The sequence below is a fragment of the Thalassobacterium maritimum genome, from assembly GCF_031127805.1.
Lineage (GTDB): Bacteria > Verrucomicrobiota > Verrucomicrobiia > Opitutales > Coraliomargaritaceae > Thalassobacterium > Thalassobacterium maritimum.
Genome location: NZ_JARXHW010000230.1, coordinates 1 through 476, shown reverse-complemented (window position 1 = coordinate 476; position 476 = coordinate 1). Strand labels below are relative to the sequence as shown.

At 50.8% G+C, this 476-nt stretch carries 1 protein-coding gene; it reads right to left on the bottom strand.

The window, feature by feature from the left end:
* Window positions 1-476: DDE-type integrase/transposase/recombinase (locus QEH52_RS20165; RefSeq protein WP_308952763.1), on the bottom strand; the 476-nt coding region annotated here is incomplete at both ends.

Genomic DNA, 476 nt, shown 5'->3' with positions numbered 1-476 from the left:
TTGAGGAACCCTTGACGCGTCTGAGAGGCCTTGTAGAGCGCCTTGCGCACAAGATCGGCGTCATTGTGCTCGGAGACCTCCCAGCCCACGATACGACGACTAAACAGATCCATGACTGTGGCCAAATAGTTCCAGCCGTTATCGGTCATCAGATACGTCGTATCGCAGACCCAGACTAGATCACATGCCTGCGGCATGCCTTGTGCCTTCAACCGATTCGGGCTATAGCCTAGGGTGTGATTGCTGTCAGTTCCTTGTGGCTTGAAGCTTTTCTTTTGAATCCCGGCGATGCCAAGATCCTGCATAATCCTCAAGGTTTTATCACGGCCACAAGTAATTGATTCGTCTTTCAAATGATCATGAATCACACGATGACCTTCGCGCTTATCGGATGCCTCATAGAGCTCTTCGATACGTTTTGCGTGTTCAGCATCGGCAATACTTCGAGCGCTGGGTTCTCGCTTCTTCCAGGCATA